At 75.3% G+C, this 21038-nt stretch carries 16 protein-coding genes, 2 tRNA genes and 1 riboswitch; of the genes, 12 read left to right on the forward strand and 6 right to left on the reverse strand.

Going from position 1 to position 21038, the window contains the following annotated elements; genetic code table 11:
* Positions 1–2: 2 nt before the first annotated feature.
* From C593_RS0105270 to C593_RS0105320, 11 genes are all read left to right on the forward strand, one after another.
* Entirely contained in the window at positions 3–353 is a 351-nt protein-coding gene (locus C593_RS0105270; protein WP_199789999.1) for a metallopeptidase family protein, read from the forward strand.
* Positions 350–823 (forward strand): FluC/FEX family fluoride channel, encoded by a 474-nt coding sequence (locus tag C593_RS0105275; protein WP_018846255.1) that lies wholly within the window; start codon positions 350–352, stop codon positions 821–823. Before C593_RS0105270 ends, C593_RS0105275 begins: the two co-directional genes overlap by 4 nt.
* Positions 820–1182: a fluoride efflux transporter CrcB gene (gene crcB, locus C593_RS0105280; protein WP_018846256.1), complete on the forward strand. Its 363-nt coding sequence runs from the start codon at positions 820–822 to the stop codon at positions 1180–1182. Before C593_RS0105275 ends, crcB begins: the two co-directional genes overlap by 4 nt.
* A 238-nt stretch (positions 1183–1420) precedes the next feature.
* Positions 1421–2041, forward strand: a complete 621-nt coding sequence (locus C593_RS33260) for a hypothetical protein (RefSeq protein WP_018846257.1) — start codon at positions 1421–1423, stop codon at positions 2039–2041.
* A 206-nt stretch (positions 2042–2247) separates the two neighbouring features.
* The gene (locus C593_RS0105290; protein ID WP_026277372.1) at positions 2248–4371 is read left to right on the forward strand and encodes a DEAD/DEAH box helicase; all 2124 of its coding nucleotides are present in this window, start codon (positions 2248–2250) and stop codon (positions 4369–4371) included.
* Between the two features lie 162 nt (positions 4372–4533).
* Positions 4534–4704 carry a hypothetical protein gene (locus C593_RS0105295; protein WP_018846259.1) on the forward strand — a complete coding sequence of 57 codons (171 nt, stop codon included), beginning with the start codon at positions 4534–4536 and terminating at the stop codon, positions 4702–4704.
* A gap of 99 nt (positions 4705–4803) precedes the next feature.
* Positions 4804–4879: transfer RNA gene (locus tag C593_RS0105300), tRNA-Lys, on the forward strand.
* A 101-nt stretch (positions 4880–4980) separates the two neighbouring features.
* Positions 4981–5883, forward strand: coding sequence for a bifunctional helix-turn-helix transcriptional regulator/GNAT family N-acetyltransferase (locus C593_RS0105305; RefSeq protein ID WP_018846260.1), 903 nt, complete (start codon positions 4981–4983; stop codon positions 5881–5883).
* A gap of 84 nt (positions 5884–5967) precedes the next feature.
* Positions 5968–6041: transfer RNA gene (locus tag C593_RS0105310), tRNA-Met, on the forward strand.
* A 238-nt stretch (positions 6042–6279) separates the two neighbouring features.
* Positions 6280–7506 (forward strand): PP2C family protein-serine/threonine phosphatase, encoded by a 1227-nt coding sequence (locus C593_RS0105315; protein WP_018846261.1) that lies wholly within the window; start codon positions 6280–6282, stop codon positions 7504–7506.
* 214 nt (positions 7507–7720) lie between these two features.
* Positions 7721–7876, forward strand: a riboswitch (cyclic di-AMP (ydaO/yuaA leader).
* Between the two features lie 11 nt (positions 7877–7887).
* Positions 7888–8937: a M23 family metallopeptidase gene (locus C593_RS0105320; RefSeq protein WP_026277373.1), complete on the forward strand. Its 1050-nt coding sequence runs from the start codon at positions 7888–7890 to the stop codon at positions 8935–8937.
* A 219-nt stretch (positions 8938–9156) separates the two neighbouring features.
* On the opposite strand, the gene C593_RS0105325 is transcribed toward C593_RS0105320, so the two are convergent.
* From C593_RS0105325 to C593_RS0105340, 4 genes are all read right to left on the reverse strand, one after another.
* Entirely contained in the window at positions 9157–10536 is a 1380-nt protein-coding gene (locus C593_RS0105325) for a PrsW family intramembrane metalloprotease (RefSeq protein WP_018846263.1), read from the reverse strand.
* A gap of 134 nt (positions 10537–10670) precedes the next feature.
* Positions 10671–11456, reverse strand: coding sequence for a tRNA (guanosine(46)-N7)-methyltransferase TrmB (gene trmB, locus C593_RS0105330; protein ID WP_018846264.1), 786 nt, complete (start codon positions 11454–11456; stop codon positions 10671–10673).
* A gap of 254 nt (positions 11457–11710) precedes the next feature.
* A complete protein-coding gene (gene lhgO, locus C593_RS0105335; RefSeq protein WP_018846265.1) occupies positions 11711–12952 on the reverse strand; it encodes an L-2-hydroxyglutarate oxidase in 1242 nt (413 codons plus the stop codon).
* A gap of 205 nt (positions 12953–13157) precedes the next feature.
* Positions 13158–14636, reverse strand: a complete 1479-nt coding sequence (locus C593_RS0105340; RefSeq protein ID WP_018846266.1) for an NsdA family TPR-like regulatory protein — start codon at positions 14634–14636, stop codon at positions 13158–13160.
* Positions 14637–15310: 674 nt separating this feature from the next.
* On the opposite strand from C593_RS0105340, the gene C593_RS0105345 reads away from it, so the two are divergent.
* Positions 15311–17473 (forward strand): asparagine synthase-related protein, encoded by a 2163-nt coding sequence (locus C593_RS0105345; RefSeq protein ID WP_106434566.1) that lies wholly within the window; start codon positions 15311–15313, stop codon positions 17471–17473.
* A 284-nt stretch (positions 17474–17757) separates the two neighbouring features.
* Here C593_RS0105345 and C593_RS0105350 read toward each other — a convergent pair whose 3' ends face one another.
* The gene (locus C593_RS0105350; RefSeq protein ID WP_026277376.1) at positions 17758–19740 is read right to left on the reverse strand and encodes a sigma-70 family RNA polymerase sigma factor; all 1983 of its coding nucleotides are present in this window, start codon (positions 19738–19740) and stop codon (positions 17758–17760) included.
* Between the two features lie 361 nt (positions 19741–20101).
* The gene (locus C593_RS0105355; RefSeq protein ID WP_018846269.1) at positions 20102–20896 is read right to left on the reverse strand and encodes a TetR/AcrR family transcriptional regulator; all 795 of its coding nucleotides are present in this window, start codon (positions 20894–20896) and stop codon (positions 20102–20104) included.
* Between the last annotated feature and the right edge of the window lie 142 nt (positions 20897–21038).

The raw sequence follows: 21038 nt of genomic DNA on the forward strand, positions 1-21038 counted from the left end.
CGGTGCTGGAGATGACGCGCGAGGAGTTCGAGGAACTGGTCGCGGAGGCGCTGGACCGGATCCCGCCCGAGCTGACGCGGCTGATGGACAACGTCGCCGTGTTCGTCGAGGACGAGCCGGGCCCGGACGATCCCGAACTGCTCGGGCTCTACGAGGGCACCCCGCTCACCGACCGGGGCGAGTGGTACGCGGGCGTCCTGCCGGACCGCATCACCATCTACCGGGGCCCGACCCTGCGCATGTGCGAGACGCGCGAGGACGTGGTCGCCGAGACCGAGATCACCGTGGTCCACGAGATCGCCCACCACTTCGGCATCGACGACCAGCGGCTTCACGAGCTGGGCTACGGGTGAGCCGGGAGCCCCTGGACCCGGACGTCGACCTCTCCGTCCCCGCGCAGCGGGCGGAGTTCACCGGACGCGGCCGGTGGGCGGTGCTCGGCGCGATCGCCCTCGGCGGAGCGGCCGGCGCGGTGGCCCGGCACGGCGCCCAGGTGCTGTGGCCGGCCCCGGCGGGCGGCTTCCCGTGGGCCGTCCTCGGGGTCAACCTCCTCGGCTGCGCGCTGATCGGGGTGCTGATGCCGCTGGTCGCCGAGGACGGCCGGTCCGCGCATCCGCTGCTGCGGCCCTTCCTGGGCGTCGGCGTCCTCGGCGGCTTCACCACCTTCTCGGCGTACGCCCTGGACACCGTCGACCTGCTGGAGCACGGGCGGCCCGGACCCGCCGTGCTGTACGCGGCGGGCACGGCGGCCGGGGCCCTGCTCGCGGTGGGGGCGGCGGCCCGTGCCACCCGGGCCGTACTCGGCCGGCGGGAGGCGCGGTGATCTGGCTGCTGGTGGCGGCGGGTGCGGCGGTGGGCGCGCCCCTGCGGTATCTGACGGACCGTGCGGTGCAGGCGCGGCACGCCTCCGGCTTCCCGTGGGGCACCTTCGCGGTGAACACCGCGGGCAGCCTGCTCCTCGGGCTGGTCGCCGGGGCGTCGGTCTCGTCCCAGACGTACGCGCTGCTCGGCACGGGGCTGTGCGGGGCGCTCACCACGTACTCCACGTTCTCCTACGAGACCCTGCGGCTCGCCGAGCGCGGGCGGGTGCCGGCCGCCGCGGCGAACGTGGCGCTCTCGGTGGCGGTCGGACTCGGGGCGCTGTACCTGGGGGCGGCGGCTGCGCGCGGGCTGACGGGCTGACGGCTGACGAGTTGACGGGCTCCGGCGGTGCGGGACGCGCCTGGGCGGGGCCCGGGCCGGATGCGGCGCGCCTCGGCGGTGGTCCCGGCGGGCGGTGACGGGCCTTTGGGGACGGCGGCCCCGGGGCCCTTTCCGGCCGGGCGGCCCGGACCGCCGGTGCGCAGGGCGTGTCCCCGGCGGGGGAACGGTAGTTGGGCAGGGGGACCCGCGTCCCCCCTTTTCGTCACGGAGGTCCCCCGTGCGCCAGTTGCCCGCCCCCGGCCGGACGGCCGCCCTGTTCGCCGCCGCACTGGCGGCCCTGGCCTCGGCCGGCTGCATGAGCGTGGGCGACGACGACGTCCGCAAGCCGAAGCCCAGCACCTCGGCCGAGCGCACCGGCGCCGCCGCCGACGGGCAGGACACGGGTGGTGGTGGCGTCCCCGGCGGCCCTCAGGGCTCGCACCACGACGGGGCCGGGCGGACCGGCGGCGCGGCGGACCGGGACGAGGAGGGCGACGACAAGGAGGCCGAGGACGGCAAGCAGGCCGAGGACAGCGGCGGCACGGAGGCCACACCGGACCCCTCCGCCGGCCCGACGGCCGGCCCCGCGCCCCGGCCCGGAGGCGGCGAGGGCAAGCCCGCCCCCCGTCCGACCCCGCCGCCCGAGGAGCCGGGCGAGCCCGCGCCGACCCCGCCCGTCGACCCGACCCCGGAGCCTCCCGAGCCCACGCCCACCCCGCCGGCCGACCCCAGCCCGCAGCCGTCCGCCTCCTCGGCCCCGGAGGTGCACGGCGGGGCGATGCGGGCGATGCGGGAACCGGAGCCGGAGCGCGTCCACGGCACCGAACCGGTGGCGTCTCCGCAGGCCGGACCGGCGTGAGCGGGGTCACCCGGCCGTGGTTTGCCTTGACGGGGTGAGGGTGCGTATGGTGGTAGATCGTTTGATCCCATTGCCCGGCGCCGAAACAGAAGAGCGCCGTGTGGCGCGTTCTCTCCCTAGCCGTGGCTGACCGCATTGAGGCGGTCGATATGCGAATTCACGGAGTTTGGGCGCGTGCCGAGACTCCGGAAGGTTTCGCATTTCGCATGTCCACTTTCAGTACTGATCACGCCGTCATGCCCGAGAACGCCGCCGCCGAGGAGGCGCTCGTCGAGGCCGTGGCAGCCGCCCCCGCCGACGAGCCGCAGGAGCCGCAGGTCACCTTCGCGGACCTCGGCCTCCCCGAGGGCGTCGTGCGCAAGCTCGCCCAGAACGGCGTGACCGTCCCCTTCCCGATCCAGGCCGCGACCATCCCGGACGCCCTGGCCGGCAAGGACATCCTCGGCCGAGGCCGCACCGGCTCCGGCAAGACCCTCTCCTTCGGTCTGCCGACCCTGGCCGCCCTGGCCGGCGGGCACACCGAGCGCAAGAAGCCGCGCGCCGTCATCCTCACCCCGACCCGTGAGCTGGCGATGCAGGTCGCGGACGCCCTCCAGCCCTACGGCGACGTCCTCGGCCTGAAGATGAAGGTCGTCTGCGGCGGCACGTCGATGGGCAACCAGATCTACGCCCTGGAGCGCGGCGTCGACATCCTCGTCGCCACCCCGGGCCGTCTGCGCGACATCATCAACCGCGGCGCCTGCTCCCTGGAGGACGTCCGGGTCGCCGTCCTCGACGAGGCCGACCAGATGTCCGACCTGGGCTTCCTGCCCGAGGTCACCGAACTGCTCGACCAGGTCCCGGCCGGCGGACAGCGCATGCTGTTCTCCGCGACCATGGAGAACGAGATCTCCACCCTGGTCAAGCGCTACCTGACGGACCCGGTCAGCCACGAGGTCGACAGCGCCCAGGGCAACGTCACGACCATGACCCACCACGTCCTCGTCGTGAAGCCGAAGGACAAGGCGCCCGTCACGGCCGCCATCGCCGCCCGCAAGGGCCGCACCATCATCTTCGTCCGCACCCAGCTCGGTGCCGACCGCATCGCCGAGCAGCTGCGCGAGGCCGGTGTGAAGGCCGACGCGCTGCACGGCGGCATGACCCAGGGCGCCCGCACCCGCACCCTGGCCGACTTCAAGGACGGCTACGTCAACGCGCTCGTCGCGACCGACGTCGCCGCCCGCGGCATCCACGTCGACGGCATCGACCTGGTCCTCAACGTGGACCCGGCCGGTGACCACAAGGACTACCTGCACCGCTCCGGCCGCACCGCGCGCGCCGGCAAGTCGGGCACCGTGGTCTCCCTGTCGCTGCCGCACCAGCGCCGCCAGATCTTCCGCCTGATGGAGGACGCCGGGGTCGAGGCCTCGCGCCACATCGTCGGCGGCGCGGGCGCGTTCGACCCGGAGGTCGCCGAGATCACCGGCGCCCGTTCCCTCACCGAGGTCCAGGCCGACTCCGCGAACAACGCGGCCAAGCAGGCCGAGCGCGAGGTCGTCGAGCTGACCCGCCGTCTGGAGCAGGTCCAGCGCCGGGCCGGCGAACTCCGCGAGGAGGCCGACCGCCTGGTGGCGCGTGCCGCCCGCGAGCGCGGCGACGACCCGGAGGCGGCCGTCGCCTCCGTGACCGAGGCCGCCGAGGCCGAGGTCCGGGCGGCCGTGCCCGCGCAGGCCGCCGAGCCCGCCCGCGAGGAGCGCCGGGACGACCGGGGCAACTTCGAGCGGCGCGACCGCCGGGACGACCGTGGCGGGTTCCGCCGGGACGACCGCGGTGACGGCCGCGGTGACCGCGGTGGCTTCCGTCGTGACGAGCGCCGGGACGACCGTGGTGGCCGTTCCTTCGAGCGCCGGGACAACGACCGTGGCGGGTTCCGCCGCGACAACGACCGCGGTGACCGCGGCGGTTTCCGTCGTGACGAGCGCCGGGACGACCGTGGTGGCCGTTCCTTCGAGCGTCGCGACAACGACCGTGGCGGGTTCCGCCGTGACGACCGCGGTGACCGTGGCGGGCGTTCCTTCGAGCGCCGGGACGACCGTGGTGGCCGTTCCTTCGACCGCGACCGTTCCTTCGACCGCGGCGGCCGCTCCTTCGAGCGCCGGGACGACCGTCCGTCCGGGCACCGCGGCAGCGACCGCCCGTTCAACCGCGACCGTCGCGACGACCGCCCCGCGGGCGGCCACCGTGGCGGCGACCGCCCCTACGGCCGCCGCGACGACCACCGCGGCACGGGCGCCGGTTCCTTCGGCGGCGGCCGCCGGGACGACAAGCCGCGCTGGAAGCGCAACGGCTGACACCGTGTGACCCGCGTGTGAGGACAGGGCCCGTACAGCACTTCGGTGCGGTACGGGCCCTGCCCCGTCTCCGCAGGTGAAACTCGGTGCCGATGCCTGTGTGACTGCTGTCGCAGTCACTCCGCTCGCGCGCGGGGGCACGGCCGGGGGCCGTTTGCGTCGGTGTATCCGGCGGGTACGGAGCGGACGGCCGCGTCGAACCTGAACGTCGCCGCCGGGGTCACGGTCCCCAACCTCGTCGTGGTCCCCGTCAGGGACGGGAAGGCGACGTTCCGCAACAACGCCGGGTCCCTGGACCTGATCGCGGACGTCTCCGGCTACCACACCCGCTGACGCGGACGGCTCCCGGCCGTCCATCCCCACGACGGGCACGCGCTGATACCCGATCGGATCCGGGGATCACTCCCGCTATGCTCGGGGGTGTTGTGCCGGGGGCCGTTAGCTCAATTGGCAGAGCAGCGGACTTTTAATCCGTTGGTTGTGGGTTCGAGTCCCACACGGCCTACCACCCGCAGGCGCGAGCGCCCCGACCGTTTCCGGTCGGGGCGCTTTGCCGTTTCCCGGGCGGCCCGACCTGTCGTGCATCCATTCTCTGACTAGAGTCAGAGAATGGACACCGAACAGATCGCACAGGTCCGCCGCTTCCATCGCACCGTCACCGAGCGGGTGGGTGTGCTGCACGAGCGCTATCTGGGGCGGGACCGGGCCATCGGGGCGGCGCGGTTGCTCTGGGAGGTCGGGGAGGAGGAGCGGGAGGTGCGGTGGCTGCGGGAGCGGCTGGGGCTGGACTCGGGGTATGTCAGCCGGCTGCTGCGGTCGCTGGAAGCGGACGGGCTCGTCACCGTCGGGGCGGGGGTGCCGGACCGGCGGGTGCGGACCGTGCGGCTCACCGAGGCCGGGCGGACCGAGCGGGCGGTGCTCGACGCGCGGAGCGACGAGCTGGCCGGCTCGCTGCTGGCGCCGCTCAACGCGGGGCAGCGCGCTCGCCTGGCAGCGGCCATGGCCGAGGTGGACCGGCTGCTGACCGCCGGGACCGTCACGCTGGACGTGGTCGACCCGGACCACCCCGACGCCCGGGAGTGCCTGCTCGCCTACTACCGGGAACTCGGCGAGCGCTTCGACACCGGGTTCGACCCCGCCCGCAGTCTGCTGCCCGACGCGGGCGAACTCCGCGACCCGCGCGGGCTTTTCCTGGTCGCGCGGCTGCACGGGGAGCCCGTCGGCTGTGCCGGGCTGAAGCTGCCCGCGGACGCCCCCGCGGAGATCAAGCGCATGTGGGTCGCGCCGGACGCCCGCGGTCTGGGCCTCGCGCGTCGTCTGCTCGGGGAGCTGGAGCGGCGGGCCCTGCGCGGCGGCCGGGACGTCGTGCGGCTGGACACCAACAAGGCGCTGGAGGCGGCGGTCGGGCTGTACCGCGCGTACGGCTTCCAGGAGGTGCCCGCGTTCAACGACGAGCCCTATGCCGACCACTGGTTCGAGAAGCGGCTGGAGGGGGCGGCCGGCGAGGGCTGACGCCCGGTGACGGGGTGGCCCGGGCGGCCCGGCGGAAAAGTGGTCGGGAAGGCGCGCGGGATGGCGTAAGGTGGTGTTCACCGACGCGGGGTGGAGCAGCTCGGTAGCTCGCTGGGCTCATAACCCAGAGGTCGCAGGTTCAAATCCTGTCCCCGCTACTCATGGCAGAGGCCCGGAATCGACGATGATCGATTGCCGGGCCTCTGCCGTTCGCTCGTCCAGGGCCGGTCCCGGGCCCGTCCGGACCCGGCCCCGCGCCCGGATGCAGGCCCGCGCCGCTGGCCTGGTGTTTTGTGCGGGAGGGCGGTGGCAAGTCGCCACGGCGCCCGAGGGCACGCAGCATGGAAGGGCACGGCACCGGTCCGTGGCCGTGGGTGAAGCGGCAGGAGTGCAGCAGTGGGGCGAGAGCAGGTCGGCGGCTTCCGGACTCCGTGGTACCTGCGCATCCTGCCCGCCGTGATGCTCGTCGGCGGTGTGCTCTACGACTCGCTCGCCCCGCCCCGCTTCACCGCCGTCCCCCTCTACGCGGCCGCCCCGCTGATCGCCGCCTCCCTCGCCTCCTTCGTGGTGACGCTGCTCACCGGCATCGCCGCGGTGGTGGCCACCAGCGCGCTGCACTTCTACGACGACAACGTCACCGAGATCAGTTCGTTCACCGAGATCAGCACGGTCTTCACGGTGTCCGCCGTGGCCCTGCTCGTCAACCGGGTGGTGCGCAGAGGCAGCGAGCGGCTGGCCTCGGCGCGGGTGATCGCCGAGGCCGCGCAGCGGGCCGTGCTGCCCACCCCCGAGGACCGGATCGCCGGGCTGCACATCGCCGCCCGCTACGAGGCGGCCCAGGCGGACGCCTTCATCGGCGGCGACCTCTTCGCCGTGCAGGAGACCAAGCACGGGGTCCGGCTGTTCGTCGGGGACGTGCGCGGCAAGGGGATGGAGGCGGTGGAGGCCGTCGCCGTGCTGATCGGGTCGTTCCGGGAATCCGCCGACCAGGAGGGGAGCCTGGAGGAGGTGGCGCAGCGGCTGGAGCGGGCGCTCCAGCGGGAGAGCGCGCGACGGGCGGGGCTGGAGTCCTTCGAGGGGTTCACCACGGCCGTGCTGGCGGAGATCCCGGCGGTACGGGACGGGGAGGTCGTCGGGGCGAGCACGGTCCGGCTGGTGAACCGGGGCCACCCGGACCCCCTGGTCCTGCACGCCGACGGCCGGGTGGAACTCCTCCAGCCGGCCGAGCCGGCGCTGCCGCTGGGGATGGCGGACCTGGCGGGCTGGCCCGACCGGGCCGAGACCTATCCGCTGCCCGCCGGCTCCACGCTGCTCTTCTACACGGACGGGCTCTCCGAGGCCCGGGACGGCTCCGGGGTCTTCTACGACCCGGTCGATCGGCTGCGGGGCGCGATCTTCCCGGAGCCGGACGATCTGCTGGACGCCCTCGTCGACGATGTGCGCCGCTACACGGGCGGCGGGTCGAGCGACGACATGGCGCTGCTCGCGGTGAACCGGCCGGCCGCCGGGCAGCCGGAGCGCCGCCGCACGGTGCCGGTGGTGGCCCCGCCCCGCGAACAGGGCGCCATCGCGGCGACCGCCGGGCGGCGTGGCGTACGGGTACGGCGCAGGTACCGTCCGTAGCCGTCCCGTGCCACCGCATACGGCATATGACGGGGCATCAGAATTCTTCCGAGACCGAAGCGTGATCAACTCGCCCGATTCCGGCTGCTTCTGTCCCGGAAAGTCCTGGCCACAGTCGTTAACGATCAGTGGGAACGGCTTGGATTCCGACCCGGCCGTCTATTAACGTTCGATAACGCAGCGCGGTCGTCCCAGCCGCCGCCAGTGGCGGCGCCGCGCGCACGCGCCGAATTCCGCAAGGGAACCGGGGAACCACTCATTGGGGTGAATCGGGCATCTCTGCCGCGCAGTTGTGCGGCCGAGGCACCCGTAGGAGACCTTCCTGCTCCGAACCCGTCAGCTAACCCGGTAGGCGAGAAGGAAGGAAAGGAGTACGCCTTCGTGGCGTCCAACATGCCTGCTCCCGAGGCTCCGTCGGTCTCCTCCCGATTCGGCGGTGACGCCCCGGAGCGCTCGCCGGGGGAGTGGAATCCCACCGAGGAGTCCATCCGCCCGGTTCGCGGCCGGCACCGCGTGGCCAAGCAGCGCGGCGGTCTCGCGCGCAGCTCCACCGTCCTCGGCGTCGGTGTCATCGCCGCCGTCGGCGCGGGTGGCATGGCCACCGCGCAGGACAAGCCCGCCGTCTCCATATCCCTTCCCGATGTCGTCACGGACAATCTCCCCGACGCGGATTCCCTGCCGGGCGTGGGCTCGCTGATCTCCGAGGACGCGGGGACGGACACCGCCACAGCCCACGCGCCCCTCACCGCGATGACCCAGGTCGCCGACACGGGCACCGTCGCCGGGGCCGAGCAGGGCGCCAACGCGGGCGAGGCCCTGCGCGCCCGCATCCTCCAGCAGGCCGAGCAGCAGCGCGCCGAGGCGGACGCCGAAGCCAAGGCCGCCGCGGAGAAGGCGGCCGCCGAACAGGCCGCCGCCGAGGCGAAGAAGCAGCAGAGCGAGGCCGAGAAGAAGGCCGCGGAGGAGAAGCGCAAGGCCGAGGAGGCCGCGCGGGCGAAGGCCGAGGCGGAGCGCCTCGCCAAGCTGGCCGCGAGCTGGTCCCTCCCGACCTCCTCGTACACCCTCACCTCCACCTACGGGCAGTCCGGCGCCATGTGGTCCTCCGGGCAGCACACCGGCCTGGACTTCGCCGCCCCCACCGGCACCCCGGTGAAGGCCGTGCACGGCGGCACCGTGAAGGCGGCCGGCTGGTCCGGCTCCTACGGCTACCGCATCCTGCTGGAGCTGGAGGACGGCACCGAGGTGCTCTACGCGCACCTGTCCTCCATGACCGCGAGCGCGGGGCAGAAGGTCACCACCGGCGAGACCATCGGCCGCGTCGGCGCGACCGGCAACGTCACCGGGCCGCACCTGCACCTGGAGGTCCACACCCCCGGCGGCGCCGGGATCGACCCCCTCGCCTGGCTGCAGGGCAAGGGCCTGAGCGTCTGACACCACCTCCACGCCCCGCCCCGGGAGTGCCGCTGAACAGGCGGCTCCGGGCGGGGCGTTGTGGTTCCGTGAACCCGGCCTCCGCCTCCGGGGAAGCCCACGAGGGCGCGCTCGCGGACGCGGCGGCCCGGGCGTGGCTGCCCGGACACGGCTGCCCGGATACGGCGGCCCGGGCGTGGCGCGCGGCCGTCCGGGGCGCCGGGAGCGGTCCGGCGGCGGTCAGGTGCGGTACGGGTTGTAGCCGTCGTAGTCCCGGTGCGGCGGCACGTACGCGGTCCGGCCCGTCGCCCGGGCCGCGTACGCGAGGGCCGGGGCTGCCACCTCGCGCCGCAGCCACAGGCGGTGCAGCAGCTCCCGCTCGCGCTCCACGAAGTCCGGGCCCGCCGCGCCGCGGTGGGCCCGGTGGCGCAGGAAGGCGAGGGAGGTGGCCAACCGCTCGTACTCGGAGACCGCGTGCCCGGCCGCCGGGCCGTACGTCCGCCGGGCCATGTCCCGGGCCATCGTCCGCGCGCGCATCGAGGACAGCGCCGGCGGCTCCGCCGGGGTGAGCCAGCCGGCCGCCGCGTAGGCCGGGAGGTGCGTGGATATCGTGTGCAGCTCCCGCTGCCTGGTCCAGATGGTCAGCCAGGTCAGCAGCCCGAAGGCGGGCACCATGAACGCCCCGTACACCGCGTAGAAGCCCCACGGCCCGAAGAGGGAGGTGGAGCCGTTCCACAGGGCGTGCATCCCCATCGCGAGGAGGAGGCCCAGCAGCGGCAGCGCGATCCGGCGGAGACGTCGGCGGCGGGCGGTCGCGGCGGCCAGGCCGAAGCCGAGGCCGCACAGGACGGTGAAGAGCGGATGCGCGAACGGCGACATGACCACCCGCACGAAGAAGGTCGCCGCGGTCACCGAGCCCAGGCCCGAGGTGCCGAACGCCTGGTCCTCACCGAAGGCGTTGCCGAGATAGAGGATGTTCTCGGTGAACGCGAAGCCGGTCGCGGTGAAGCCGGCGACCACGATGCCGTCCACCGCTCCGGTGAACTCCCGTCGGCGGAAGCAGAAGAGCAGCAGAAGCGCGACCCCCTTGGCGCTCTCCTCCACGACCGGCGCGACCACGGTGGCGCCCCAGGTGTCCGCCGAGGCGGGGTCCGCGGTCGCGGTGGCTATCCAGCGGGTCGCGAAGGTGTTCGCGAGGAGGGAGACGAGGGCGGCGGCGCAGGCGCCCCAGCCGAAGGAGAACACCAGGTTCCGCCAGGGCATCGGCTCCACCCGGTCCAGCCAGCGGAAGGCCGCCAGCAGCAGGGGCACCGGCAGGGTCGCCAGACCCAGGCCCACCAGGAAGCCGCGGGTGCCCGTCTGCTCCCGTACCAGCACCAGGATCACCAGCCCGCAGAGGGCGAGGAGGGTGAACACCCCGCAGAGCCGGAGCGCCCGGCTCCGCCACAGCCGCGCGGCCCGCGCCCGGTGGCGGGCACCGCGCGCGCCGCCCGCGACCGCGGTCAGTTCCGCCTCGACCTGCCGCTCGTCGTACGCGGGCACCGCCGGACGCGGGGCGTGCGGCGGGGGCGCGGAGCTCTGGCGGTGCGCCGGGGACGGCTGCGGGGACGCGTGGGACACCCGTCGACCCTAACGACCGGCTCGGACAGCCCGCGACGGTGCTCGGACAGCCCGCGACGGTGCTCGGACAGCCCGCGACGGTGCTCGGACAGCCCGCGACGGTGCGCGGGCGGGCCGTACCCGGCGGCGGGGGGTCAGCCCTGGTGGGGGCGGCGGCGGAACAGCAGGTCGTGGACGGTGTGGCCCTTGTCCAGGCCCTGGCCCTCGAAGCGGGTCAGGGGGCGGAAGGCGGGGCGCGGGGCGTAGCCGCCCTCGGGCACGGTGTTCTCGAAGTCCGGGTGCGCCGAGAGGACCTCCAGCATCTGCTCGGCGTACTCCTCCCAGTCGGTCGCGCAGTGCAGGACGGCACCGGGCTTGAGGGTGCCCGCGGCCAGGGTCAGGAACTCGGGCTGGATCAGGCGCCGCTTGTGGTGGCGCTTCTTGGGCCAGGGGTCCGGGAAGAAGACGCGCATCCCGTCGAGGGAGCGCGGGGGCAGCATCTCGCGGAGCAGGATGATCGCGTCGCCGTTGGCCACCCGGACGTTGGTCAGGCCGGCGCGCTCGGCGAGGCCGAGGAGGTTGCCCTGTCCGGGGGTGTGCACATCGACGGCGAGGATGCCGGTGCCGGGGTCGTCGGCGGCCATCTGCGCGGTGGCCTCGCCCATCCCGAAGCCGATCTCCAGCACGACCGGCAGCCCGCCGAACAGCTCCTCCAGGTCGAGGACCCGGTGCCCGTCGATGTCGAACCCCCACTGGGGCCACAGACGCCGCAGGGCGTCGCCCTGGCCGGTGGTGACCCGGCTGCGGCGCGGCTGGAAGCTGCGGATGCGCCGCTCGTGGTGGGACCCGGCCGGGTCGGCGGCGGGGCCGCCGGGGAAGCGGGGCTCGCGGTCGCGCGGCAGCCGGAGGGCGTCGGGGGTGGTGTTTCGAGACTCAGACACAGTGCGTCGATTCTACGAGCCGGACGGCCCGTCCCGGCGGGGTGGCGGTGCGGCCGGGATGCTGCGGCGGGGGTGGGGTTCCGTTCCCGGGCGGGGTGGCGGCCCCGGCCGGGAACCTCCGGCCGGGAACCTCCGGCCGGGAACCTCCGGCCGGGAACCTCCGGCCGGGGAGTCTCCCGCGCGGGTCCGTGGTGCGGGTCCTGTCCGGTCCGGGTCCGGGCGGGGTGACGGGGTGCCGTGGGGCCGTGGCGCCGTCAGGCCGTGGCGGCCGCCAGGGACGCCAGGACCCGCCGCGCCACCTCGCGCCCGATGGGCAGGGCGGCGGTCGCCGCCGGGGAGGGCGCGTTCAGGAGGTGGACCGTGCGCGGGGCCTCGCGGATGAGGAAGTCGTCGGCCAGGGTCCCGTCCCGCAGTACGGCCTGGGCGCGGACGCCCGGTGGCGCGGGGCGCAGGTCGTCCGCGGTGACCGAGGGCAGCAGCCGGCGCACGGCCTCGGTGAAGGCGCGCTTCGACAGGGAGCGGTGCAGTTCGCCGGCGCCGTAGCGCCAGTGGCGGCGTGCGACCTGCCAGGTGCCGGGCCAGCTCAGCACGTCCGCCACGTCCCGGGGGCGCACGGAGGTGCGGCGGTAGCCCTCGCGGGCGAGGGCCGGGACCGCATTCGGCCCGACGTGCACCCCGCCGTCGATGCCCCGGGTCAGATGCACCCCGAGGAAGGGGAAGGCCGGGTCGGGCACCGGGTAGACCAGGCCGCGGACGAGTCCGGGCCGGGCCAGCTCGTAGTACTCGCCCCGGAAGGGGACGATCCGCATCCCGGGGTCGTCGCCCGCGAGCCGTGCCACCCGGTCGCACTGGAGGCCCGCGCAGTTCACCAGGGCCCGGGCGCGCACCACAGCCCCGGTGGTCGTCCGGACGGCGACTCCCCACGGTCTGCGGTCCACGGCGGCGACCTCCGCGCCGTAGCGCACGTCCGCACCCGAGGCCAGGGCGAGCCGGGCGGCGACCGCGCCGAAGTCGCAGACGCCGGTGGTGCCGACGTGGATCGCCGCGAGGCCCCGGACCTCGGGCTCGTACGCCGTGATCTGGGCCGGGCCCAGCTCGCGGACGGGGATGCCGTTCTCCCGGCCGCGCTGGACGAGGGCGTGCAGGCGGGGGAGCTCCTCCCGCTCGGTGGCGACGACGAGCTTGCCGGTGACCTTGTGGTCGATGCCGTACTCGGCGCAGAACTTGACCGTCTCGGCGGCCCCGCGCACCGCGAAGCGGGCCTTGAGGGAGCCGGGGCGGTAGTAGATCCCGCTGTGGATCACCCCGCTGTTCCGGCCGGTCTGGTGGCGGGCGGGGCCGGGCTCCTTCTCCAGGACGGTGACCGAGGTCCCGGGCGCCGAGCGGGTCAGGGCGTACGCCGTGGAGAGGCCGACGATCCCGCCGCCGACCACCAGGACGTCGCAGTCGTATGCCCGACCGCGCGCCGCGGCCGGTCCGTGCGCCGCCGTCACCACGTCCTCGTCACCTCTCGTCCTTCCGCCCCTCTCACCCCGATAGTGCACTGGCCCGCCGGGCGCGCCTTCAAACCCGCTCGGCAGGGTGCCGGGCGTCACGTCCGCGCGGGGTGGTGCGCCGGGGGCGCGCGGGGCTCACGCAGGGGGCGCCGGCAGCGGGCGCGGGGGGCTCGGGCAGGGGGGGCCGGCAGCGGGTCCGCGGGGCTCACGCGGGGGCGGCCAGCAGCGGGCGCGCCCGCTCCCGCAACTCCATGACCTGGGGCTCGTCCCCGTACGGCTCCAGCCGGTGCAGCAGGTCCCGGACGTACTCCGTGGTGCGGGCCGAGGAGATGCGCCCGGCGACCTCGACCGCCCGCACCCCCGCCGCGCAGGCCGCGTCCAGGTTGCCGGACTCCAGCTCGGCGACGGCGCTGACCACCAGCCGCAGCCCGTGCGAGCGCACGAACTCCTCCGTCGGCCGGGAGAGCGCCTGCTCGGTGAAGCGGCGCACCTGGCGGGGCGCCTTCAGGTCGCGGTAGCACTCGGCCGCGTCGGCGGCGAAGCGGTCGTAGGAGTAGAAGCCGAGCCAGGACGGGTCGGCGTCGCCCTCGCGGGCGCGTTCCAGCCAGCCCTCGGCGGCCTTCAGGGCCTGGCCGGCCGCCGCCGCGTCGTTCGCCTTGGCGTGCGCGCGGGCCTCCACCAGCCGGAAGAAGCTCATGGTGCGTGCGGTGGCCAGGCCGCGGTTGCGCTCCAGGGCGGCCTGGGCGAGGTCGACGCCCTCGTCGGCGAAGCCCCGGTAGGTGGCCTGGAGGGACATGGAGGCGAGGACATAGCCGCCGAGGGGGACGTCGGCGGCGGCGCGGGCCAGGCGCAGGGCCTGGATGTAGTAGCGCTGCGCGGCCTCCTGCTGGCCCGTGTCGAAGGCCATCCAGCCCGCCAGCCGGGTCAGTTCGGCCGTAGCGCCGAACAGGGCCCGCCCCACCTCGTCCGAGTAGGAGCCGAGCAGCAGCGGGGCCGCGTCCATCCGCAGGCACTCCGGGACCATGGAGGAACGCCAGTCGCCGCCGCCGTACTTGGAGTCCCAGCGCCGGGCGTCCTCGGCGGCCTCACGCAGTTTGGCGACATCGCTGTGGCCCACCCGCACGGCCGCCTCGGGGCCGTCGGCCGGGGCCTCGGTAGCGGATCCGGCGGCCCGGCCCTCGCCGCCGCCACCGGGCCCGGCGGCGACCAGCCGTTCGACCGACGGGTCCGCGGGGGTTATCAGCCACCGCGAGGCGGGTGTGGCGTACGCGCTGACCGCGAAGGAACCCGCCAGCGACTGCCAGATGCCCCCGCCGCCGGCCCGCCGCCCGGCCAGATCCAGCCGGTACAGCTCGGTGGCCGATTTCACCGCCTCGCCGACGTCCCGCGGGAAGGCGAGGCCCACCTCGGGCGCCGGGTCGGCGTCCGCGAGGCCGATCTCGTGCAGCGGCACCGGACGGCCCAGCTTCGACCCGATCGCGGCGGCGATGAGATGCGGGGCGGCGCCTTGCGGCACCATGCCCTTCGACACCCACCGGGCCACCGAGGTCTTGTCGTAGCGGAGGGTCAGACCCCGCTGCGCGCCGAGGTCGTTGACCCGCCGGGCGAGACCGGCGTTGCTGATACCCGCGAGGGCGAGAACGGCGCCGAGCTTGTCGTTCGGCCCGCGTTGCTCCCTGGACATGCGCCACCCCTCGACACACAGACGGCAGCCGCGGCGCACGGGGCGCACGGCATTCGTGCGGTGTCCTCCCGGTTCGCACACCCCCTGGCCCCGGACGGGCCCGCCTGCAAAAGCACCTGGCCGAACCGCCCGGAATATGCGCGCCTGCGGAGAACAGCAGTGAACACAGCGTAGTTCGCCACATCCTGACCGTTAAGAGGCGGTGTTCCGTATGGCGGGATTGTGGTGCGGCCGCGCCGGGCGGAAGGCCGGGCCCGTGCTCCCGCCGTGTGGCCGTGCGCCCGTGCGTGCGCTCTCGCCGCGGGCCGGCGGGAGCGCTTCCATGGGTGCTGCGTGGGTCGGCCCACTGTGTACGGGAACCAGTGGGCTGGGGGATACCGCCGTCTCATTTCCCCGCGGACGGCGGACCGGGCCGGGAGGCGAACTGAGCCTCCCGGCACGGCAGTTGGTCTCCACCCCGGCATCCGAGAATGGCCGATAATCGACGGTCGCGAACCACTTCCGGGAGCCGCCGCCCCGACCTCGGAGCCCTCCTTCCGGCCACCCGGGCGGCGTGAAGTCGCCGCTGCCCCGCGTGTGTTCACCCGCCGCGCCCACCGTCGCGGCCCGAGCCCGCGCGCCTCCTTCGTGGCAGCATGTCCCCGAACGGCTTCGGGAACACGGTGGAGGCGGGGATGCGGTGGCTGGTGGGGTGGAGCAGTATCGCCGCGCACTTCGGGACGGCGGGCGCCGTTGCGGACCTTCCCGGTGACGACGAGGGCCGCACGCTCCAGCCCGTCGGAGCCCAACTCCTGTGGGGCGACCCCGACCCGCTGTGGGCGGTCGGCGACTGGCGCCCCGACGAGGTGCGCATCGTCTCCGCCGAACCCGCCGTACGGCCCGTCCCGGGCGGTGGCGCGAACCCGCCCGCCGTCACCCGGCTCGCCGTCCTCGGCTGCTGCGCGGCCAGCGACGAGGAGCTGCGGGTGGGCCTGTTCGCGGCGCGCGGGGGCGCGCTCAGGCATCTGACGGCGTGGCCGGGCAGCTACACGGTCGTCGTCCAGATCGGCCGTCGCATCACCGTCGTCGGCGATCTCGCGGGCGCCCGGCCGGTGTTCCACACCCCCTGGGCCGGCGGCACCGCGTACGCCACGGCCGCCCTGCCGCTCGCCGACCTCATCGAGGCGCAGCTCGACATCGGCCACCTGGCGGCGCTGCTGGCCTGCCCCGAGACGCCGGAAGCCCTGCGCGACTCCACCCCCTACGCCGGGGTCAAGCGCATCCCGCCGGGGCACGCCCTGATCCTGCGGGAGGGGTCCCGGGAGATCACCGGGTACGAGCAGCTCTCCTCGCTGGCGGTCGCCGGGCCGCAGACCGACCCGGCGCAGGCGGTGGACGGGGTGCGCGACGCCCTGGTGGAGGCGGTGCGCGCCCGGCTCACCGCACCCCGGCACGCGCCGGAGACGATGCCGCCCGACCCCGGGCCGGTCCCCGGTATGGGGCCGGCGGAGCGGCGGGCCGCCCGGGGCGCGCCCGCCCCCGGCATCGGGGCCGACCTCTCCGGCGGCAGCGCCTCCAGCACCCTGGCCCTGCTCGCCGCCGGTCTGCCGGGCGTGCCGGGGACGGTCCTCGGGCACGGCACGGGCGCGGGCGAGCGGCTGGTCGCCGTCACCTTCAACGACCTGGCCACCAGCGGACACGAGACCCGCGAACCGGAACTGGAACGGGCCCGCGCCATCGCCGCCAACCCGCGACTGCACCATGTCGTGGTGGCGGCCGGGGAGGAGGCCCTGCCGTACGCGGGCCTGGACACCGGTCCGCTGACCGACGAGCCCGCGCCCTCGCTGGTCATGGCGGAACGCCACCGCAGCCGGCTGGCGGCGGGCAGCGCCGACCACCTCACGGGGGCCGGGGCCCGGCAGGTGCTGGACGCGCATCCGGCGCGCCTGGCCGATCTGCTGCTGGACCGGCGCAGACGGCCGCTGCTCCGGCCGGTGACCGCGCTGGCGCGGGCCGACGGCTCCTCGCCGGGGTCGCTCTTCGTGCCGCTGACCGTCTACCGGGCGGCGCGGCGGCTCGCCCGTACGTCCTACCGGGCCGGTCTGGAGACGGCGGCCGAGCGGGTGCTGACCGCCAACCGCATCGGGACCGTGGGGCTCAACGGGGCGGTCGGGGCGTCGCTGGCGGCGCTGAACTGGGCCCGGCCGGGGCCCGCGGCGCGCTGGCTGACGGGTGAGGCACTGGCTGAAGTATCGGTTCGCCTGGCGGAGGCGGCGACCCGCCCGGTCACCGTTCTGCGACCCGGCGAGGCGCGGGCCCGCGCGGCCCTCGCCCGGTACGCGGCGGACCACCGGATCCTGGAGCAGGCCGCCGAGGTCCGCAGCCAGCGGCTGCACGCCCCGTTCCTGGACAACCAGGTGGTGCGCGCGAGCCGGGCCCTGCCGGAGTCCCTGCGGGTGCAGCCGGGGGCGCGGGCGGAGGTGCTGCGCACGGTGCTGGCGGGGTCGGGGATCCACGACCTGCCGCCGGGCTGGGGGACCAGCGCCCATGCCTCGCACACGGCGGTGACGACGGCCCGGACCGGGCTGCGGGTGGCCCTCCCGCATTTGATCGCCCTCTTCGACGCGCCCCTGCTGGCGGACGCGGGTCTGGTCGAGGCCCGGGTCGTCCGCCGGGCGCTGCGGGCGGCCTCGGAGGGCGAACCGGTGGCGCTGGACGGGCTGGCGGACCTGGTCTCCACGGAACTGTGGCTCCGCAGGCTCCTCTCCCGCCGGGGCACCTGCTGGACGGGTACGGCCGCGCCCCGCCGCCGCGCGGTGGCGGGCGGCGTCCCGAAACGTCCGACGCTGCGCTCCTGAAGCGGGAGCTCGGAACGCGGGACGCGGGCGCGGGGTTCGGGTTCGGGGGCGGGGTTCGGGGCCGTCGGGCGGAATTCGGGGTCAGGTTTGGGCGCGGGCGCGCGGTCTGGGGCGCGCGGTCTGGGGCGCGCGGGCGGTTTTGGGCGCGGGGGCGGTGGGCTTGCCGGGCCCGGTGGCGCGTTGGGCGCCTTGGGCCTGGTGACGCTTCGGGCGCGGGCCCCGGGCGTGCCGGGCCCGCGTCTTACGGGACCGGGCCGCCGCCTCCGGCGGCGATCGACCCCGCCTCAGCGGCAGCTGATCTGTGAGCGGGCCCAGTCCGCGAGCACCCCGAGGCCGCCCAGGCCCTCGGGCTCGACGACGAGGCGGAGGGTGGAGCGCCCCTCCAGGGGGACGCGCACCGGGACCGCGGCGTCGCCCCGGGAAAGAGGCGCGGAGCGCCAGAGGCGGACGCCGTCCGCGTAGACGGAGAAGCGCACCGCGCGGTTGCCGAGGGTCAGGTCGTCCACCCCGGCGAGCGCCTCATAGGAGGAGCACTGCCGGTTGAGGTCGATGACGACCGAGGACCGGCCGTTCACCGTCGCGCCGTGGCCGTACCGCTCACCGTCGATCGACAGACCGGAGCGCTGCCACAGCCAGCTGCTCTCGCCGAGGCGGATCTCCGGGCCGGTGCGGTCGCCGAGCAGCCCGTACGCCAGCCGGCTGACCTGGTAGACCTGCGGCGCCGGTGCGGGCGGCGGCGTGGGCGAGGGGGACGGCGGCCGGGGCGTCGGACTGGGTGCGGGCCTCGGCGGGGCGGGGGACGGGGCCGGCGTGGGCGGGGGTGCCGGTTCGGCGCTGGGCGCCGGGGTGGGCGTGGGGGTGGGCGTGGGGGTCGGACGGGGCTCGGGGCTCGGGCTCGGCCGCCCGGCAGGCGCAGGCGATGCGGGCGGGGGCGGCTCCGGTGCCTCGGGCCGCGGGGCGGGCTCGGGCGGAGCGTCGGGCGCGACGGGCATCGCGGCCGGCGGCTTCGCCTCCGCCCGGGGCTCCGGCGCCGGGTCGCCCACGAGTGCCCACACCAGCCCGGCGGCCGCCGCCACGGCGACGGTCGCCGCGATACCGGCCTTGGCCGACGCGCCGAGGCCCTCCGAGGCGGCTCCACCGGCCGCACCTCCCGCGCTGCCGCCGGTGGCGGCGGCCGCCGCCCCGGCACCGGCCGCCCCGGCGGCTCCTCCCGCCACGGCGCCGGCCGCCTTGACCGAGTACCCGGCGGCGAACCAGCCGATGACCGCGATCGGCAGCAGCGCCGGAATGCCCGCGTTCACATGGGCCAGTTCACCCGCTGCGAGCCGGCAGCGGGTGCACTCGTCCAGGTGCTTGCGCAGCCCGCGCTCGGCCCGCATGCGCAGCCCGCCGCGCGCGTACGCGCCGAGCCTGTCCGCGTACCGGGCGCAGTCCCCGCCCGCGGTGAGCGAGGTGCTCACATGCGCCTGGAGATACGCCTGCTTGAGGCCCTCCCGCGCCCTGCTCGCGAGAACCGCCGTCGCGTTCGCCGTCAGCCCGAACAGCGGGGCGACGTCACTCGGGGACTCCTCCTCCACGGTCGTGTGCCACAGGACGGCCTGCCAACGCTCCGGCAGCGAACGGAACGCCTGCATGGCGAGGGACTGCTCGGCGTCGTGCATCGCGCGGACGTCTGCGCCCACGTCGAGGGTGTCGCCCCCCGCGGTATCCCCGCCGCGGACGGCCTCCGCGGCGAACACCGCGAAGTCATCGACCAGTTGCTCCCGCTTCGCGGTCTTCGTCCACGCCGCGGCGACATGGCGGACCGTGGTCAGCAAATACGCCCGCACCGCGTGCGCGGGGCCCGCGCCGCCACGAACCGCCTGGAGGGTCCTCGCGAACACTTCGGCGGTCAGGTCGTCGGCGGTGTCCTTGTCCCGGCAGCAGGTCCGCGCGTACCTGCGGACGGCGTCGGAGTGGCGCAGGAACAGCTCCTCGTAGGCGCTGTCGTCGCCCTCCCGCATCCGCCGGACCAAGTCCCCGTCGGAGGAGGGAAGTTCCCGGGGCGGAGGCAGCACGGAGCCCTCGCTCCCGCCGGCACGCTGCTGCGGGACCGTGTACCCCTCGTCGCCGGGGACCTCCGGCCGTGGCGCGCCATCGGAGCCGGGCGCGGCGGCCGAAGCTCCCCGCCCGCCCTGGCTGGGCACCGCTTCCGGTGGCACCTGCTCCTGTACCGCGTCCGGACCGCCCGCCGTGCCGTGTGACTCGTCCCGACCGTCACCGCTCATCGCGGAAGCCCCCGTAAGCACTTCAGACCCGGATTACCGGGCAAGCGTGCCACACGGCGGACCTACGCCGTACCTCCAAGTACCGCAACCACCCGTCCGGGGAAACGCCCGTGGAAACGTCCGGAGGTGTGTCCGGGACATGTCGGGCCAATCCCCGGAAACCATGGCGCGGAACGCGAACCCCCGGCAACGCGGACGCCGTTCGCACCCGACCACCCGACCACCCGACCACCCGACCACCCGCATCGCCGGGGCCGCGTGCCCGCAGCCGGCCCGCGCTGCCCGCGTCGCCGGAACCAGGCCCGAACCACCCGAGCTGCGTGCCCGGACCGACGGGACCGCGCGCCCGGCCGCCCCCGGATCACGCCCGCGGGCGAAGGCCCTCCAGAAGGATGTCCAGCAGCCGGGAGGACGCGGCCTCCTGCTGCGCCGGGTCCGGCAGGGACGGCGCGGCCGTGGCTATCACCAGCAGCACATCGGCCACCGTCACATCACCGCGCAACTCGCCCGCCGCCCGTGCCCGGGCGACCAGCTGCCCCACGACGTCCAGCAGTTCATCCACTCCGGTGTCGTCGTCCTGCTCCTCGGCGGGCACCGGCCGGGGAGCCACCACCCGCAGGCCGCCCGGCGCACCCGCGCGCTGGTGCGGCACCCGGGGCTCCTCCCGGCCGTCCTCCGTCACGGCCCCCGCCCCGGCCGCCTGGTCCGCCGTCTCCTCGCCGTCCACGCCCACGTGCAGCACCTGGGGCGGCAGCAGACGCCCCGCCCCGGAGGCCACCGAGGTCCGCAGGAACCGGGAGAGGGCCGACCACGGCTCGTCCTCCTGCCCGAGCGCGGTGCGCGCCTGCTCCGTCAGCCGGGCGGTCTCCTCCGCAGCTATCCGGCGCACCAGCACGTCCTTGCTGGGGAAACGGCGGTAGACCGTGCCCACGCCGACCCGGGCGCGCCGGGCCACGTCCTCCATCGGCGCGCCGTACCCCAGCTCGCCGAACACCTCGCGCGCCGCGCGCAGGACGTGCTCGAGGTTGCGCTGGGCGTCGACGCGCAGGGGCGCGGGGCGGCTCAGCGCGGCCGGCCCCGGCCCTCCGTTCCCGTTGCCCTCGGCGGCCGGAGCCGGCGCGACGGCGGTCTGCCAATGCGAATCCTGAATATGCATGAAAGTTCCCCCGGTCATGTCGTCTCCCCCCGGAGACATCCCCGCCCTGGTCTGGTCCGACCGGACATGCCGAGCCCCGGCACTCCGACCGGCTACGAACATAGTTGAGCCGGAGTCAATTCAGAAGGGGGTACTTCGCACG

This window comes from Streptomyces sp. CNT372, assembly GCF_000377145.1.

Coding starts and splice junctions, on each gene's coding strand:
- C593_RS0105290 (WP_026277372.1), top strand. CDS start 2,248: ATGTCCACTTTCAGTACTGATCACGCCGTCATGCCCGAGAACGCCGCC.
- C593_RS0105305 (WP_018846260.1), top strand. CDS start 4,981: ATGGACACCGAACAGATCGCACAGGTCCGCCGCTTCCATCGCACCGTC.
- C593_RS0105340 (WP_018846266.1), bottom strand. CDS start 14,636: ATGTCCAGGGAGCAACGCGGGCCGAACGACAAGCTCGGCGCCGTTCTC.
- C593_RS0105345 (WP_106434566.1), top strand. CDS start 15,311: ATGCGGTGGCTGGTGGGGTGGAGCAGTATCGCCGCGCACTTCGGGACG.
- C593_RS0105350 (WP_026277376.1), bottom strand. CDS start 19,740: ATGAGCGGTGACGGTCGGGACGAGTCACACGGCACGGCGGGCGGTCCG.
- C593_RS0105355 (WP_018846269.1), bottom strand. CDS start 20,896: ATGCATATTCAGGATTCGCATTGGCAGACCGCCGTCGCGCCGGCTCCG.